We start from the raw sequence: 16659 nt of genomic DNA, 5'->3' as shown, positions 1-16659 counted from the left end.
CAGCCACCCTTCCAGGCGCGGATTGAATACCAGGACCCGACCGATGCCCGATCCACGCCCCGATTGATGACCGGGGAGGTGTGTGATTTATTGATTCATCAGTGGAGAAGTGTAGGGTGAATCAATCCATCAGTGGGGAGCGTGACGCGTGTCCGTCGAGTCTGTGAGCGCCCAGGGGTTCGCGCGGGAGAGCCTCGCCGTCCTCCAGCACGTCATCGAATCCGCCCGGGACGACGTGGCCGCCGCCGCGGACCTGGTCGCCGAGTGCGTCCGCGCGGAGGGCGTCGTCCAGGCCTTCGGGACGGGCCATTCGCAGGCCCTCGTCCTCGAACTCGCCGGGCGCGCGGGCGGACTGGTCCCCACCAACCGGCTGAGCATCGCCGACCTCGTCCTCTACGGCGGCGAGGACCCGGCCGTCCTGGACGATCCGCTCCTCGAACGCCGGGCCGGGGTGGCCGCCCGGCTCTACGAACTGGCCGCCCCCAATCCCCAGGACCTGTTCGTCGTCATCTCCAACTCCGGCGTCAACAACGTCATCGTGGAGATGGCCCTGCACGCCAGGGAACACGGCCACCGCGTCCTGGCCGTCACCTCCCTCGCCCACACCCGGGCCGTCCCCGCCGCCCATCCCAGCGGCCGGAAGCTGGCCGACATCGCCGACGTCGTCCTCGACAACGCCGCCCCGCGCGGCGACTCCCTGCTCGAACTCCCCGGCGGCGGCTCGGTCTGCGCCCTGTCCACGCTCACCGGCGTGATGCTGGTCCAGATGACGGTCGCCGAGGCGGCCGGCCGCCTCCTCGCCGCGGGCGAGCGCCCCCCGGTCTACGTCTCGGCCAACGTGCCCGGCGGGTTCGAGGGCAACCTGGAGCTGGAGAAGAAGTACGCGGGCCGGATCCGCCGCACGGCGAGCTGAACCGGCGTTTCCAGGAGGCCGTCCGGACCTGAGACGCTTCAGGACCGACGCTTGTGGCCTTTCAGGGCCGGGCGAACTCGAACCACACGATCTTGCCGGTGCTGAGCCGGGCCGCGCCCCACCGCATGGCCAGCCGGCTGACCAGGTACAGCCCCCGGCCGTTCTCGTCCGTGGGCCGGGCGCGCCTCAGGCGTGGCAGTTCGGGCGCGTCGTCACCGATCTCGCAGCGCAGCACATCGGTGCGCAGCAGGCGGAGGGTGACGGGCCGGGAGCTGTGGCGCACGGCGTTGGTGACGAGCTCGCTGACGAGGAGTTCGACGGAGTCGCCGAGCTCCTCCAGGTTCCAGCGGGACAGGGTGCGGCGGGCCAGCCGGCGGGCCTGGCCGGGCGCGGCGTCCTCCGGATCCAGGGACCAGTACGCCACGTCGCCGGGCACGATGCCGTCGAAGCGGGCGGCCAGCAGCGCGATGTCGTCGTCCCGGTCGCCGGGGCCGACCATGTCGAGCACGTCGTCGCACAGGGTCTCCAGCGCGGGGGGACGGTCGGGTCCGGCGAGCCTGCCGGTGGTCCCCGCCTTGTCGCGCAACTGCTCGATGCCGGTCCACACGTCGCGCAGGCGGGACTCGACCAGGCCGTCGGTGTAGAGCAGCAGCGTCGCGCCCCCAGGGGCGTCGAGCTCGACCGCCTCGAAGTCGACGCCGCCGACGCCGATGGGCGCGCCGGGCGGCATGCGCAGCACCTCGGCCCGGCCGCCCGGGTGGAGCAGGACGGGCGGCGGGTGCCCGGCGTTGGCGATGGTGATGCGGTGCGAGACCGGGTCGTACACCGCGTACAGGCAGGTCGCCATGTGCTCGGCGCCGAGGCGCTGGGCCTGTTCGTCGAGGTGGTGCAGGACCTCCTGCGGCGGCAGCCCCAGGCCGGCGAGGGTCTGGGCGGTGGTGCGCAGCTGGCCCATGATGGCGGCCGACGTCATGGAGTGGCCCATGACGTCGCCGACGACCAGGGCGACCCGGCTGCCCGGCAGCGGGATGGCGTCGTACCAGTCGCCGCCGACCCGGGCCGATTCGGCGGCGGGCAGGTAACGGGCGGCGAGCCGGATGCCGGGCGGGCTGGGCAGGGTCTCGGGCAGCATCGTGCGCTGGAGTTCGTCGGCTATGTGGGCCTCGCGGCCGTACAGCACGGCCTTGTCGATGCCGAGGGCGCTGTGGGTGGCGAGCTGCGCGGCGACGAGGAGGTCGTTGACCTCGAAGGGCCTGCTCTCGGGGCGGCGCAGGAACAGGACCGTGCCGATGACGCGGCGCCGGCCACGCAGCGGGGCGAGGATCGCGCGCTGTCCGTCCGGCGGGGCGAACGCGCCGTCTTCGCCGGTCAGTTCGGACAGTGCGCCGCGGCCGGCGGGGGAGTCGGTGAACACCGGGCGCACGCCCCGCAGCACCTCGGCGAGATCGCTGCCCGGCCGGACCTCGCGCAGTCCGGGGGCGGGCATGCCCGGCTCGGAGGACGGGGAGGCGTCCGTGTCGTCCTCCGCCGGGGCGCGGTCGGCGCGGTGCAGCCGCAGGACCAACGGGCCGGTGGGCCGCTCGTCGCCGACCGGCAGCGGCTCGCGCAGACAGACGAGGATCCCGTCCGAGAAGCTGGGCAGGACGGCCCGGCACAGGCCCGCCACGATCTCGTCCAGATCCATGGCACGGCTGATCCGCCGCGTCGCGGCACCCACGAACCGCAGCCGGTCCGCGTCCTGCCGCATCGGTCCGGCGGCAGCGGCTCGCGAGGCCTGGGGCGGCGGGGGCGCCGCCGGGTGCGAGGCCGGCGGCGTCCCGCTCACGCCGAGCGCGGCATGAGCCGACAACTCGCCGAGCACCTGCCGGTCCTGCGCCCGGAAGACGTCCCGGTCGGGGCGCCGCAGGAACAGAGCGGCACCCACGGTGCCCTCGGGGCCGACGAGGGGGACGAGGAGAACACGGTCCCCCCGCGGCACACGGGAGTTCGGCCCCAGCAGCTCGCGCAGGGCCGGATCCAGATCACCGGAGTCCCCGCCCAGCGCCTCGCCGGCGTCCAGGACCTTCGCCAGGACGCCGGACGGCGCCATCGAGACGGTGACCGGCGCCGCCCCGCCCAGGACACCGCACAGCCCGTCCTGGGACCCGGGATGCCACTGCGCGCCGGTGTCGTAGGGCGGACCGCCCGCCGGGGACGAGGCCGGGCCGGAGGGCTGGGCCGGGATGGGGGAGCGGCGGAACCCCGTTCCGCTCAGGCGCAGTTGCGCGTCGGAGGCCGTCGGGTCCGCGGTGCCCGGCGCGGCGTCGAGATACACGACGAGGGCGTCCGCGACGGACGGCACCGTCGCCCCGCAGAGTTCCTCCAGTACCTGCGCCGGATGTCCGGCGCGCGCGACGCGACGGACCGCGTGGGTGAGAAAGTGCTTGGGGTCGGGCCGCATCGCCCACATCCTCCGCGAGGCCCCGGGTTCTGTCCAGCCGCCCAGGAAAGCCGTTGCGGAAGCCGCACACCCCGTGCACCGTGCACCGGGAAACCGCTTCCGTCCGGACCATTGACGCGGCGGTGAGGCGCCTCGACACTGGCGTGACTACGTAGTCATACCCGGCCCGTTCATCCATCGTGCCGTCGTTGACTACGTAGTCCACACCCTTTTGTCACCCCCGGGAGACCACATGACGAGCGGAGCCGAAGGCCACCCGGCCGCCGGTGGGCGCCGGCGGCGTGGCCCCGGGATGACCGAGGTCGCGCGGGCCGCCGGGGTGTCGCAGAAGACCGTGTCGCGGGTCGTCAACGGCGAACCGCACGTCAGCCCCGAGGTGCGCGACCGCGTCCTGCGGGCCGTCCGCGACCTGGACTACCGTCCCAACACCGCCGCCCGGGCCCTGCTCCTCGGCCGCTACCGCCGGATCGGCGTGGTCTCGCTGGGCAGTTCGCTCTACGGCCCCTCGACCCTGCTCATCGCCCTGGAGCGGGCGATGCAGCGCGCCGGCTACTCCGTCGCCCTGGCCAGCACCCTGGAAGGGCAGAAAGTCTCGGTCGCCGTGGACGCGTTGCTGGAACAGGGCGTGGACGGGATCGTGCTGTCCGAGCCCATCGACGACGGCACGCCGCTCAGACTGAGCGCCGAACTGCCGGTGGTCAGCCTCGGCGAGGGCGTGGAGCTGACGCCGGGCACGAGCGCCGTGGTCGGCGCCGACGGTGTGGCGGCGGCCCGGCTCGCCACCGAGCACCTGCTCTCCCTGGGGCACCGCACCGTCTGGCACGTGCCCGGTCCGCAGGACTGGTGGGCCGCCCGCGACCGCCTGCGCGGCTGGCGCGAGGCGCTCGCCGCCGCCGGCGCCCCCGAACCACCCCTGCCGTCACCGGGCGACTGGAGCCCGGCCTCCGGCTACGCCGCAGGACGGCAGCTCGCCGAACTCTCCGACGTCACGGCCGTGTTCGCCGCCAACGACGACATGGCCATCGGCGCCCTGCGCGCGTTCGCCGACGCGGGCCGGGCCGTCCCCGGCGACGTGAGTGTCGTCGGCTACGACGACATCCCCGCCGCCGCCTACCTCTTCCCGCCGCTGACCACCGTCCGGCAGAACTTCGCCGCCGTCGCCGACCGCGCCGTCGACGTACTGATCGCCCTGATCGAGGGCCGCCCCGCCCCGGCCGCACAACCCGGCCAGGCAGTCGAACTGACCGTACGGGCCTCCACCGGGCCGGTACGCGACCAGGACTCCGCGCACGCCCGCCCGTAGCCGCACCACGTGAGGAGTCACGTGTGTACACCCCCATGCCCCCCAGCCCTCCGACCCGCCGCGCCCTGCTGCGCGGTGCCCTCGGCCTCGGTACGGCCGCCGCACTCTCCGCCTGCGGTGACGCCAGTACCACGCCCCGCACCTCCGGCGACGTCACCCTCTCCCTGTGGACCCACGACCCGGGCTACGAGGAGTTCTTCGTCATGGGCGTCCCGGAGGCCGACCGCGCCACCGACTTCCGCTACCACCTGAAGGTGACCCGCTCCGGACCCTCGGACATCGTCACCAAGCTGCTCGCCCAGGCCGTCGCCGGACGCGGCACGCCTGATCTGGTGGGCTTCGAGATCGGCAGCTTCCCGCGCATGCTGCGCGGCGACATCTCCGAACGGCTGCTGCACGACTTCACCCCCGACATCGAGGCCGTACCGGGCCTCAAGGACGATCTGCTGCCGGCCCGCACCGCGCCCTTCAGCAAGGACGGCCGCGTCTACGCCTTCGACTCGGACACCCCGATGGTCGTCTACTTCTACCGCGACGACCTCTTCAGCAAGTACAAGCTCCCGACGGACGCGGCCACGTGGGAGGAGTTCGCCGAGGCCGGCGCCCGGGTGTACAAGGACCACCGCGCCTCGCTGTGCGTCGTCTCCACGGTGGGCAGTGACCCCGGCCAGGTCGTGCAGTCCTTCCAGATGCTGCTCTACCAGCGCGGCGGCGCGTTCTTCGACGCCGACGGGAAGCTGCTCCTGGACTCGCCGGAGGCCGAGGAGGTGCTGCGGTTCCTGTGCGAGGGGCTGCGCAGCGGCTTCGTCGTCGACGTCGCCGACTACTACGGGGCCGCCATGCAGACCGCCCTGAAGCAGGGCCGGGTCGTCGGCCTGCCCATGGCCATCTGGTACAAGAACTACGGCCTGGTGCCCAACGTGCCCGAGCAGAAGGGCAAGTGGCGGGTGCGCGACCTGCCCCGGTTCAGCAAGGGCGGCGGGGTGACCGCCGCGCTCGGCGGCACCGGCTTCGGCGTCGTCAAGGACAAGGCCAACACCCGCGCTGCCACGGAGTTCCTCTTCAAGACCTGGCTCACCCACGACGGCCAGGTCCGCCGCTTCACCGAGACCGGCTACCTGCCCACCCGCCGGTCCGTCTACGACGATCCGCGCCTGGGCGGTTACACGGACGACTTCTGCGGCGGGCAGCGGCTCTTCCGCCTCTACCGAGATCTGCTGCCGGACGTACCGCCGTTCCACCAGAGCCCCGACCAGTCGATCCTCTACGACGTCCTCGCCGGCAACCTGCTGCGCGCGTACCGCGGGGCTCTGTCGCCGCGGGAGGCGCTGCGGCAGACCGCGGCGGACTTCCATGACCAGGCCGGGCGGTAATGCGGCCGCGGCGCCGCTGTGGCTTGTCGCGCAGTTCCCCGCGCCCTTGAGGGCGCTGCCGAACTCGGCGGATCAGGAGTACCCACCATGACCACCACCGTTGCCGGGCCGTCCGGCACCGCACGCAAGCACAACGCCCCGGGCCGGGAAGAACACCGCCCCGGCAAGTCCTGGGCCCCCTACCTCTTCATCTCCCCCTTCTATCTCCTCTACGTCCTGTTCATGCTGATCCCGGTCGGCGCCTCGCTGTGGCTGAGCCTCACCGAGTGGGTGGGACTCGGCACCCCGCACTGGGTGGGCCTGCGCAACTACCGGCTGCTCGCCACCGACATCAGCTTCCACCGGGCCCTCGGCAACACCGCCGTGTTCGTGCTGGTCGCAGTGTGCGTCGTCGTTCCGCTGGCGCTGCTGATCGCGCAGGCCCTCAACACCCGGGGCCTGCGCGTGCGGGACCTGTGGCGCACCGCCTACTTCGTGCCGATCGTGGTCTCGCCCATCCTCGTCGCTCTCCTCTTCGGCCTGATCTTCGACCGGCAGTTCGGGCTGGCGAACGCGGTGCTGCGCGCCCTGTTCGGCACCGGCGGCGTCGACTGGCTCGGCGATCCGAGCATGGCCAAGGTGAGCATCGCGCTGGTGATGCTGTGGCGCTGGACCGGCTACCTCACCGTCTTCTTCCTCGCCGGCCTCCAGAACGTGCCCCGGGAGCTGTACGAGGCCGCCGCTCTCGACGGGGCCGGGCGGCTGCGCACCTTCGCCACCGTCACCCTGCCGGCGCTGAAGCCGGTGACGGCGTTCGTCGTCGTCACGTCCTTCATCTGCGCGGCCCAGATCTTCGAGGAGCCGTACCTGCTGACCGGCGGCGGACCGGCCGAGTCCACCCTCTCCGTGACCATGTTCATCTACCGGGCGGCCTTCCAGCGCCAGCAGTTCGGTTACGCCGCCGCCGCGGCCGTCGTCCTCTTCGTCCTCGTCTTCGGCCTCAGCCGGCTCTTCAACCGTCTCCTCGGCATCGGGAGGGCCGCCTGATGACCCGCACCCGCGCACCTCTCTACGGCGCACTGGTCCTGCTGCTCCTGGGCTTCCTCGCCCCGCTGCTGTGGGCGCTGAGCGGCTCGTTCAAACCGCGCGGCGACATCTTCGGCTACCCGCCGAAGCTCGTCCCCGACCCGCTCACCCTCGACAACTACCGCACCCTGCTCACCGACCAGCCCTTCGGCCGCTGGTTCCTGATGAGCACGGTCGTCGCCGTCGTCGCCACCACCGTGTCCGTCTTCGTGTGCGCGCTGGCCGGCTACGGCTTCGCCAAGTTCCGCTTCGCCGGGAAGCGGCTGCTGTTCAACGTGATGTTCAGCTCGCTGTCGATCCCGTTCGCGGTGATCCTCGTGCCGCTGTTCGTGATCGTCGTCAAGACCGGGCTCGGCAGTCCGTGGTTCGCGCTGATCGTGCCCTGGGTGGCGCCCGCGTTCGGGATCTTCATGATGCAGCAGTACATCGTGCAGTCCATCCCGGACTCGGTGCTGGAGGCCGCCCGGATCGACGGGGCGAGCGAGTTCGGCATCTTCCGGACCATCGTGCTGCCGCTGCTGCGGCCGGCGCTGGGCGCCCTGGCCGTCTGGCAGTTCCTCCAGAGCTACAACAGCTTCCTGTGGCCCCTGGTGCTGGTCTCCGACAGCTCCCAGTACACCCTGCCGCTGGGCCTGCAGACCCTGTTCGTGTCGGAGCAACGGCAGTACGACCTCGTGCTCGCCGGAGCCGTCCTCGCCGTCCTGCCCGCCGTCGCCCTCTTCGTCCTGCTGCGCAAACAGCTCCTCGAAGGCCTGTCCACGGGCGCGGTCAAGGGCTGAATAGCCGTCACATCATCTGAAGGAGAAGCATGTTCGAGCTGCCCCGGCGCGTTCTGTTCGGTGCCGCCTACTACCACGAGTACCAGCCGTACGAGCGCCTCAAGGACGACCTCGACCTGATGGCCGAAGCCCGCTTCTCGGTGATCCGGGTCGGCGAGTCCGTCTGGTCCACCTGGGAGCCCGAGAACGGCCGCTTCGACCTCGACTGGCTCCAGCCGGTGCTGGACGGCGCCCACGAGCGGGGCATCTCGGTCGTCCTCGGGACGCCCACGTACGCGGTACCGCCCTGGCTGGCACGCCAGTACCCGGAGATCGCGGGGGAGCACCGTACCGGTGAGCGCATCGGCTGGGGTGCCCGGCAGGAGGTCGACTTCACCCACCCGGCGTTCCGCTTCCACGCCGAGCGGATCATCCGCAAGGTCGTCGCCCGGTACGCCGGCCACCCGGCGGTCATCGGCTACCAGGTCGACAACGAACCGGGCCTGCACCTCTTCCACAACCACGGCGTCTTCCAGCGCTTCACCGACGAACTGCGCGAGAAATACGGCGACGTGGAGACCCTCAACCGCGAATGGGGCCTGGTCTACTGGTCGCACCGGCTGTCCACCTGGGCCGACCTGTGGACCCCGGACGGCAACGCCCAGCCGCAGTACGACCTGGCGTGGCGGCGCTTCCAGGCCCGGCTCACCACCGAGTTCATCGCCTGGCAGGCGGACATCGTGCGCGAGTACGCCCGGCCCGGCCAGTTCGTCACGACCTGCATCTCCTACGACCGCCAGGGCGTCGAGGACGACCGGCTCACCGAGCGCCTCGACGTCACCGCGGGCAACCCGTACTACACGATGCAGGACGCCCTCGCCCTGCCCGACACCGGCGCCGCCGGGCAGAACTGGACGACCAACGGCACCTGGGCGCTGTACCGCAGCGCCGACCGCATGTACTCCTCCCGCCAGGAGCCGTTCCTGGTCACCGAGACCAACGCGCAGGCCATCAGCGGGCCGTGGGACAACCGCCCCGCCTACGACGGCCAGTGGCGGCAGGCGGCCTGGGCGCTGATCTCCCGAGGCGCCTCGATGATCGAGTACTGGCACTGGCACACCCTGCACTTCGGCACCGAGACCTACTGGGGCGGCATCCTCCCGCACAACGGGCGCCCCGGCCGCGTCTACCGCGAACTGGCCGCTTTGGGCGCGGAGTTGGAGAAGGCCGGCGACCTCGTGTCGGCCCTCACCCCGGACGCCGACGTCGCCTTCCTGTACGACGGCCCCAGCAAGTGGGCCCTACAGGGGCAGCCGCCGCTGGCCGACGCCGACGGGGGCCCGGACGGGCGGTCGTACGAGAGGATCTTCGACGCCTTCTACCGGGGCGCCTTCGACGCGGGACTCCAGGCCCGCGTGCTGCACCCCGGGCAGCTCCCGGACGCCGACCTGCCGCCGCTCCTGGTCGTCCCCGCCTACTACGCCGCCGACGACACCGTCCTGGACCGGCTCCGCGCCTACGCCGAGGCCGGCGGCCACCTCGTGCTGGGCCCCCGCACCGGCTACGGCGACACCGAGGCCAGGGCCCGCACCGATCTCCAGCCGGGCGGGCTGGCCGAGGCGGCCGGGGTGACGTACGACGAATTCAGCAACCTGCGCGACCCGTTGCCCGTCACCGGCACGGACTCCCTCCCCCTCCCGGCCGACGCGCACGCCCTGCACTGGGCGGACGGGCTGCTGCCGCAGGGCGCCGAGACGCTGGCGGCGTACGTGCATCCGCACTTCGGACGCTGGCCCGCGGTCACCACCCGCCGCCACGGTGCCGGCCGCATCACCTACGTGGGCACCGTGCCCGACCCGGTCTTCGCCCGGGCCCTGTTCGACCGCTACGCCCCCGATGACGCCTGGCGTCCGGCGCACCCGAGCGTCACGGCCGCCTCGGCGACCGCCCGGGACGGCCGCCGCGTGCGCTTCCTGCACAACTGGTCGTGGCAGGAGGTGTCCGTGCCGGTGCCCTCGGCCCTGCGGGACGTGCTGTCGGAGACCGTGTACGCCGACGCGGTGCCGCTCGGCCCCTGGGATGTCAAGGTGCTTCTGGAGGAGACCGACTAGCCCGATCGTCGACGCGGAGATCCTTGAGCCCGACTGCGGATGAACCGATGAACCGCCCGGATTCCCGGACATGGGTCGAAAGGCGTCGGTAGCATGGTGATACGGATCGGAGGGGGAGCTGATGTCCGGTTATCTGCGGTTCGAGAATCCCGATGGAATCTCCGTGCTCGTCGAGAGCGAGAGTGATGATCTCGCGGATCGGAACGGTGTCCAGAAGGCGGGGTTGAGGGGTCGGCTGAGGGACGGAACGGCAGTCGCACAGGAATCCTTCGAGCGAGTGATCGGCAAGGTTGTCGAAGTTCACGCCCGAACGTTCGTCAATGCCATCCGAGCAATCGATGACCCGCCTGACGAGGCGGAAATCAGTTTCGGCCTGAAAGCCACCGGAGAGGCCGGTAATTTCGTCGTCACCAAAGTCACGGGCGAAATGAACTACGGAGTCAGGCTGGTCTGGAACGCTCCCCGGCGAGACGCGGACACGCGGCAGGACGGGGAGCAACGTACCGACACCTCCCAGCCGTAGGCACGGAGCGCGTGGCGACAGGGGGTGGCGCGGGTGGCCGGGCCGTATGAGGCGGGCATCGTGCGAGTGGTCGGCGGCGACGGCGGGACGATGGGCACGGGCTTCATCGCATCCGCGGGGCTGGTCGTCACCTGTGCTCATGTGGTGGTGAAGGCCGGAGCGGGCCCCGGACAGCACGTGCGACTCGTACGGCACTCCGACGGAGCGAGCTGGCTGGGCACGGTCGCCGAGGAGTGGTGGGGTGGCGAGCAGGACGACGACGTCGCCGTCCTCAGGGTCCAGGAAGCACCCGCGGAAGCGGCCCTCTTGCTGGGGAGCCCGGACCTCTCCGCGGACCGGTGGCTGTGGACCTACGGATTTCCCGCGGCGAAACCCATCGACGGCATGTCGGGTTCGTGCCGGGTGGTGGGACCGGCGAGGGAACACGGCTACGCCGTCCATGTGATCGAAAGCGACCAGGTGACCAAGGGCTACAGTGGCGCACCGGTCGTGGACGAGAAACTCGGCGTTGTCGTGGGCATGGTGGTAAGTATCACGGCCGCCCGTGAGGTCGTTGCGGGAATCGGCGAAAAGGCCAAGTTTCCGGCCCCCTTCGATCCCGGAGGGCGTCAGGGCCGCACGGCATTCATGATTCCGGCCGCCACGATCCGCCAGCGGTGCCCGGAACTGGAGTTACGGAACCGCAGTCCGTACCGCGGCCTCGACGTCCTGGAGAACCCCGACTTCTACTACGGCCGTACCCGCGCCGTGGAGCAGCTGACCGACTCGCTCAGAGAACACGAAATAGCCGTCCTGGTGGGAAACTCGGGCTCCGGTAAGTCCTCCCTCCTACGGGCGGGACTGCACACCGCGCTCTTCCGTTCCTCGGGCGTGCTGGCGGACCGGCTGCGCTGCGACATGGTTCCGGACGCCGACCCGCTCTCGGCGCTCGTCCAGTCACTCGCCGATGGCCGCCCGGCGCACGAGGCCTGGGTGCCGGAGGACGAACTCGACGACGAGCCCGGCGCAGAGGACGATGCCGGCAGCGGGGGCCGCAACGAGAACACCGCACACTCGGCTCCGGAACCCTCGCCCGCCGCGCGGGAAACCCTCGGGCGGCTGGCCGAGGCGCTCACGGTCGATCCGACCGGGACCACGGACGGTGCCACCGCCACGGTCGCCTTTCCAGACCTCCGTGAGCAGGCCGCCCGGCGTTTGCGGACCATGTCGCCCGACGCGGCGGCCGAGGTCCTGGCAGAGACCGTTCCCACCAGACTGCTGCTTCTCGTCGACCAGCTGGAGCGGCTGTACACCGCGTGCGACCAGGGAACCGCCGACCACTTCGTCGACATCCTCCTCGCGCTGACCCGACACGGCGCTGCCGTGGGCATGGCCCTGCGGGCGGACTTCTACGGCCGCGCACTGCGTCACACGGGACTGGCGAACGCCCTCACCAAGGCACAGCTCACCGTGCTGCCCATGAGCCATGAGGAACTCCGCCAGGCCATCGTCATGCCTGCCCGCCGCCAGCGCCGACAAGTGCAAGGAGGCCTGGTCGAAAGGCTGATCGCCGACGTACGCGGACGCCCCGGCGCCCTGCCGCTGCTGCAACTGACCCTGGAACAACTCTGGAAACGTGACGCCCACACCGGCGTGCTCACACTCGGCAGCTACCTCGAGCTGGGCGGAGACGACATCCCCGTACGGCACGACGCGCGGGGCGGGATCTCCCGGCAAGGCGTCGCCGGAGCCGTGTACCGGGCCGCGGAGGAAACCTGGTACAAGAAGCTGACGGCCGAGGAGAGACGGGTCGCCCCAGCCGTCTTCCTGCGGCTCGTGGCGACCGAGAAGGACTTCGGCGACACCGCGGCCGCCGGTGGAGTCCTCACGGCACGGCGCGCCTGGCTCGACGAGTGGGACGTCACGGCCCGCTCCGTCATCGCCAAGTTCGTCCAGGCTCGGCTGCTGACCCTGCGCAGCGATCCGGTCAGCGGACAGCCGGCGGTGGAGATCGCCCACGAGGCTCTGCTGGAGGCGTGGCCGATGCTCGCCAACCTGGTGAGCAACCACAAGAAGTTCGCGGCCTGGTACGGAAGGGACTTCGCGCCCGCGTTCCAGCTCTGGGCGAACCACGACCGCAGGGAGGAGTTCCTCCTGCCCAAGCCGATCACCGAGGCGGCGCGGAAGTGGTGTGAGGAGCTACCGGACCTCATGGCGGGCCCGGCCCGCGCGTACGTACAGGCCAGCGTCGAACGGATCGAGCGCGAGCAGGAGAACGCCTGGCGGGTCCGGCGCACCGCCGACGAGTCCCGCAGCACGCTGTGGGCCACCCGCGCGCTGCGGCACGACGAGCCCAAGAGCGCGCTGGCGCTGGCGCTCGCCGCCGGACGGCTGGAGCATCCGTCCCCCACGGCACTGCAAGCACTTGCCGAAGTCGCCTACCGGCCGGGGCTGCGTGACGAACTGCGCTTCGGACACACCGCCCCCGTCTGGGCCGTCGCTCAGCGGGCCGGTGTCCTCGTCACTGCAGCGGCCGACAAGACCGTGATCGTGTGGGATCCGGTCACACACCGCACGGTGCGCACCCTTCAGGGACACAGCGGGCACGTACGCGCAGTCGCGCTGTCGGCCGACGGGCGGGTCGCCGTATCGGGCTCGGACGACCGCACGGTGATCCGCTGGGAAGTGACAACAGGGCGGATCCTCGGCCGGTACGAGGGTCATCAGGGTGCCGTACTCGGAGTCGCCGTCACACCGGACGGCGGGCGGATCGTCTCGGCCTCGGCCGATGGCACGGCAGTCGTCTGGGACGCCCCCTCGGGCCGGACGCTGCACCGGCTCACCGGCCACCGGGACGTGGTGGCCGGAGTGGCGGTCGGCGGCGCGGAGGGCGCGGTGACCGCGACCTGTTCCTCGGACGGCACGGTGAGGCTGTGGGACACCCTGACCGGCGAACTGCGCCGCACGCTCACCGGGCACGAAGGACCGGTGTGGACGGTGGCGGTCGACCGGCTCGGTCGTCGCGCCGTGTCCGGGTCCGCCGACCGTGCGGTGATCGTCTGGAACCTCGGCACCGGCCGCCCCGAGGGCCCGCCCGTGCCGACGGTTCGGCATCGAGCCGGCGTGTGGGGTGTGGCGTTCGGTCCCGACGGGCGCACCGTGGTGTCGGGCGCGGCCGACCACACCGTGGCTGTCTGGGACACGGCCGGGCGCCTCCTGCGGAGCTTCGAGGTGGGGCGCGCGGTGAACGGCGTGGCCCTCGACGAAACCGCCCACGTGGTCTTCTGCGCGGGGGACGACCACAGCGTAACCGCCTGGCGGACCGGTTCAGGGGGGAACGTCTTCGACCTCGGCAGCCACCGCGCCGCTGCCGGAGCCGTCGCGCTCAGCGGAGACGCGGGCCTCGCCGTCGTCGGCTGCGCCAACGGCGACCTGCTCGTCTGGAACACCGTCGACCGGTCGTCGACGCGTCTGGAGAGCCGCGGGCGGCAGGACCCGGTGGTGGACGTGGCGCTGAGCCGGGACGGGCTCGGGGTACTCACGCTGTCCGCTTCGGGAGCGCTCGTCCGCCGGTACACCGGGCAGCCTGCCAGGGGACCCGATGACGGCGCGCGGGTACACCCCGCGACCGTCGTGGGGATGGCACTCAGCGAGGACGGCCGCATCTGCCTGATGGCGACGGACGAGGGTGCCGCCTACGTCGGTTCGCCCTTCGGCGAACCGCACTGGCGCAGGGTTCACAAAAGGGGAGTCACCTGCGTTGCCGTCGACGGCACCGGAGACACGCTGGCGGCCGGGGACGCGGACGGCCACGTCCATGTGTGGACCGGCCCCGGCCACCGGCACCGTCTGCTGGAGGGCCGCCACAGCACCGGGGTACGGGACGTGGCCGTCAGCGGGGACGGGGCGATCGCGCTCTCGGCCGATGGCGCGGGCAGGGTCGCTGTCTGGGGACTCGCCTCGGGAGAGCCGGCGCAGCACCTGGACGGGACCGATCTCACCGTGCGTGCCGTCGGGCTGAGCCACGACGGAGGCAGGGCGCTGATGCGGACCGACGACGGAGGGACGATTGTCCTCGATCTGGCCACATGGGAGCTCCACCGCCTGGGCGGCCCGGGAGCACCGACCTCGGCATCGGCGCTCAGCGCCGACGGACAGTGCGTACTGACGGCAAGGGACTGCGCCGAACTCGGCGTGTGGGCCGCCGGGCGGGGCGATGTACTACGGGTGCTGCCCCCGCTCGGCCGTACGCGCGCCCTGGCCGTGGGGGCGGATGGGCGGTTCGCACTCGTCGGCGCCGAGGACGGGGGCATGACGCTGTGGGACCTCGACGGTGGGGAGCTGGTCGAGAGATGGCACGACCACGAGTGCAACGGGCTGGCGCTGTCCGCGGACGGCACCCTGGCGATCGGGGCGTCCGAGGTACTGCCGCTGCTCGTCTGGGATTTCCGCGCCGGCGTGCAGCGCATGCTCAGCGGTCACACGGAGGCGGTCCGCTGTGTCGCACTGACCCCCGACGGCCAGGTGGCGGTCTCCGGTTCGGTCGATCACCGGGTGATCCTCTGGGACGCCGCGCAGGGCGAGTTCGTACGCAGTTTCCAGGCGCACAACGACACGGTCCATGCCGTCGCCGTCAGCCCCGACGGACAACTGGTCGTCTCCGGTTCGCAGGACGCCAGCAGCATCATCTGGGACGTCGCGACCGGCGGGGTCCGCCACCGCTTCGGCCACGAATCGGCGGTTCTCGCCATCGCGCTGAGCCCGGACGGCGCGCTGGTCGCCTGCGGTACCGCCGACGGCGCGGTCTTTCTGTGCAGTCCGGCCGACGGCAGCCGGAGGGTGCTGGTCGGTCACACGGAGGCGGTCCGGGCGGTCGCGTTCTCTCCGGACAGCCGGTTCGTCGTGTCGGGTGACGAGCGCGGGGGTGTGTTCGTCTGGGATGTGACCACAGGTCAGGGAGTACGCGACTTCACCGCTGCCACCAGCGCGGTGATCGGTCTGGAGTGCGCGGCCGACGATTCCGGCATGATCATGATCTCGGCCTCGGCTGAGGGCGAGATCCGTGTCTGGCGGCTGCACAGCCATGCGGAGCTCCTCGCCTGGGCCTACGAGAACCGGCTGATCCATCGGTTCACATGTGCGGAACGATCGGCTCTGATCATGGAGCCGAGCTGTGATCCTCTCGGCAACCCTCCACCTGAGACCCCTGTTCCCTCCGTCGTTCCGCTCACTCGCGCCGCTCTTCGTCCCGTTGTCGAGTCGGCACTCCTCCATCGCCCCGGAGCGCCATCTCTTGCGGCCGGGGTTCGCGTCTTCGACGCGGTCCAGGCCGGGCGCAGCCGCGAGTGGCAGGTCGCTGAGCCATGCGGCCGTATGACGATCGACATCGCTGCCGAGGGGATCGATCTGGACCCTCGCATCACCTTGTACGGGCGGAACGGGGACGTGCTGGCCGAGGGACGTGCCCTGGAAGGGCGGCGGTCACGCATCGGACCGGTGGACATCGGCGCGGCCGGCGACTGCACCGTAGTCGTCGAGGGGTGCCAGGACGGTCCGGCAGGCGGTTACACCGTGCTTCTGACTCGGGAGGACTGATGGTGGACCTGATCGAGGAGGCGCCGAGAGCGGTCTGGTCGAGCGGGGCCGGGCGGCTCGTGTTCGGCGGCTCGCGCAACAACCCGCAAGGGTTCGCCATCCATCCGCGGCCTGGTCTGCTGCTGGAGGACGGCTCGGCGCACGAGCGTGTCCTGGAGACGCATCCCCGGTGGACGGACGACGGCTGGATCCGCGGAGAATTCCATCTCCCGTCGCTCGCTTCCGGGGGCCGGCTCATCGCGGAGTACGGCTTCTTCCGCCCCATGGGCCCTCCGCAGACCAACGGCGTCCTCATCAGGATCGGCTGCGACGGCGTACAACTCGCGGAAGTGGCGAAGCGCTACACCGGACGGCTCGACACGCTGAGCGTGGATCTCTCCCCGTTCAGCGGTTGCTCGCGGACCCTGTACGTGGAAGTCGACGCCGACGGCGACTCCACTCAGGACTGGCTGGTGTGGACCCGGTTGGCGATCGAGTCCCGGGCCCGGTAGGCGTTCGTGACGCCACCGCCCTGATCGACGCCCAAGGGACCGGCGCACAACAGAACGACGCGCGAAGTACGGGACTGCAACCATCCGTTCCGCCCGGCGAGTTCCGGC

Annotated in this window: 10 protein-coding genes; 9 read left to right on the top strand and 1 reads right to left on the bottom strand. The window is 71.4% G+C overall.

Annotation, left to right across the window (positions count from 1 at the left end):
• Positions 1 to 148: 148 nt before the first annotated feature.
• A complete protein-coding gene (locus MQE23_RS10980; protein WP_037670298.1) occupies positions 149 to 913 on the top strand; it encodes an SIS domain-containing protein in 765 nt (254 codons plus the stop codon).
• Between the two features lie 61 nt (positions 914 to 974).
• Here MQE23_RS10980 and MQE23_RS10975 read toward each other — a convergent pair whose 3' ends face one another.
• On the bottom strand, positions 975 to 3032 hold the full coding sequence (locus MQE23_RS10975; protein ID WP_243382588.1) for a SpoIIE family protein phosphatase: 2058 nt from the start codon (positions 3030 to 3032) through the stop codon (positions 975 to 977).
• Positions 3033 to 3585: 553 nt separating this feature from the next.
• Here MQE23_RS10975 and MQE23_RS10970 point away from each other — a divergent pair.
• The 8 genes from MQE23_RS10970 (at position 3586) to MQE23_RS10935 (ending at position 16551) form a co-directional block, all read left to right on the top strand.
• Positions 3586 to 4656: a LacI family DNA-binding transcriptional regulator gene (locus tag MQE23_RS10970; RefSeq protein WP_347710128.1), complete on the top strand. Its 1071-nt coding sequence runs from the start codon at positions 3586 to 3588 to the stop codon at positions 4654 to 4656.
• Between the two features lie 23 nt (positions 4657 to 4679).
• On the top strand, positions 4680 to 6029 hold the full coding sequence (locus MQE23_RS10965; RefSeq protein ID WP_243379033.1) for an ABC transporter substrate-binding protein: 1350 nt from the start codon (positions 4680 to 4682) through the stop codon (positions 6027 to 6029).
• An 87-nt stretch (positions 6030 to 6116) separates the two neighbouring features.
• Entirely contained in the window at positions 6117 to 7055 is a 939-nt protein-coding gene (locus MQE23_RS10960; RefSeq protein ID WP_243379031.1) for a sugar ABC transporter permease, read from the top strand.
• Positions 7055 to 7873 (top strand): carbohydrate ABC transporter permease, encoded by an 819-nt coding sequence (locus MQE23_RS10955; RefSeq protein ID WP_243379030.1) that lies wholly within the window; start codon positions 7055 to 7057, stop codon positions 7871 to 7873. Before MQE23_RS10960 ends, MQE23_RS10955 begins: the two co-directional genes overlap by 1 nt.
• A 29-nt stretch (positions 7874 to 7902) precedes the next feature.
• Positions 7903 to 9963 (top strand): beta-galactosidase, encoded by a 2061-nt coding sequence (locus MQE23_RS10950; protein WP_243379028.1) that lies wholly within the window; start codon positions 7903 to 7905, stop codon positions 9961 to 9963.
• A gap of 121 nt (positions 9964 to 10084) precedes the next feature.
• A complete protein-coding gene (locus tag MQE23_RS10945) occupies positions 10085 to 10486 on the top strand; it encodes a CU044_2847 family protein (RefSeq protein WP_243379027.1) in 402 nt (133 codons plus the stop codon).
• Between the two features lie 33 nt (positions 10487 to 10519).
• On the top strand, positions 10520 to 16060 hold the full coding sequence (locus MQE23_RS10940; RefSeq protein ID WP_243379026.1) for a trypsin-like peptidase domain-containing protein: 5541 nt from the start codon (positions 10520 to 10522) through the stop codon (positions 16058 to 16060).
• On the top strand, positions 16060 to 16551 hold the full coding sequence (locus MQE23_RS10935; RefSeq protein ID WP_020270101.1) for a hypothetical protein: 492 nt from the start codon (positions 16060 to 16062) through the stop codon (positions 16549 to 16551). The genes MQE23_RS10940 and MQE23_RS10935 overlap by 1 nt, the downstream gene beginning before the upstream one ends.
• Positions 16552 to 16659: the final 108 nt, after the last annotated feature.

Origin of the sequence: Streptomyces sp. HP-A2021, from assembly GCF_022807935.1 — a bacterium.
GTDB lineage: Bacteria > Actinomycetota > Actinomycetes > Streptomycetales > Streptomycetaceae > Streptomyces > Streptomyces afghaniensis.
Note: the sequence above shows the minus strand (reverse complement) of the source record. Positions and strands in the feature narration are given on the sequence as shown.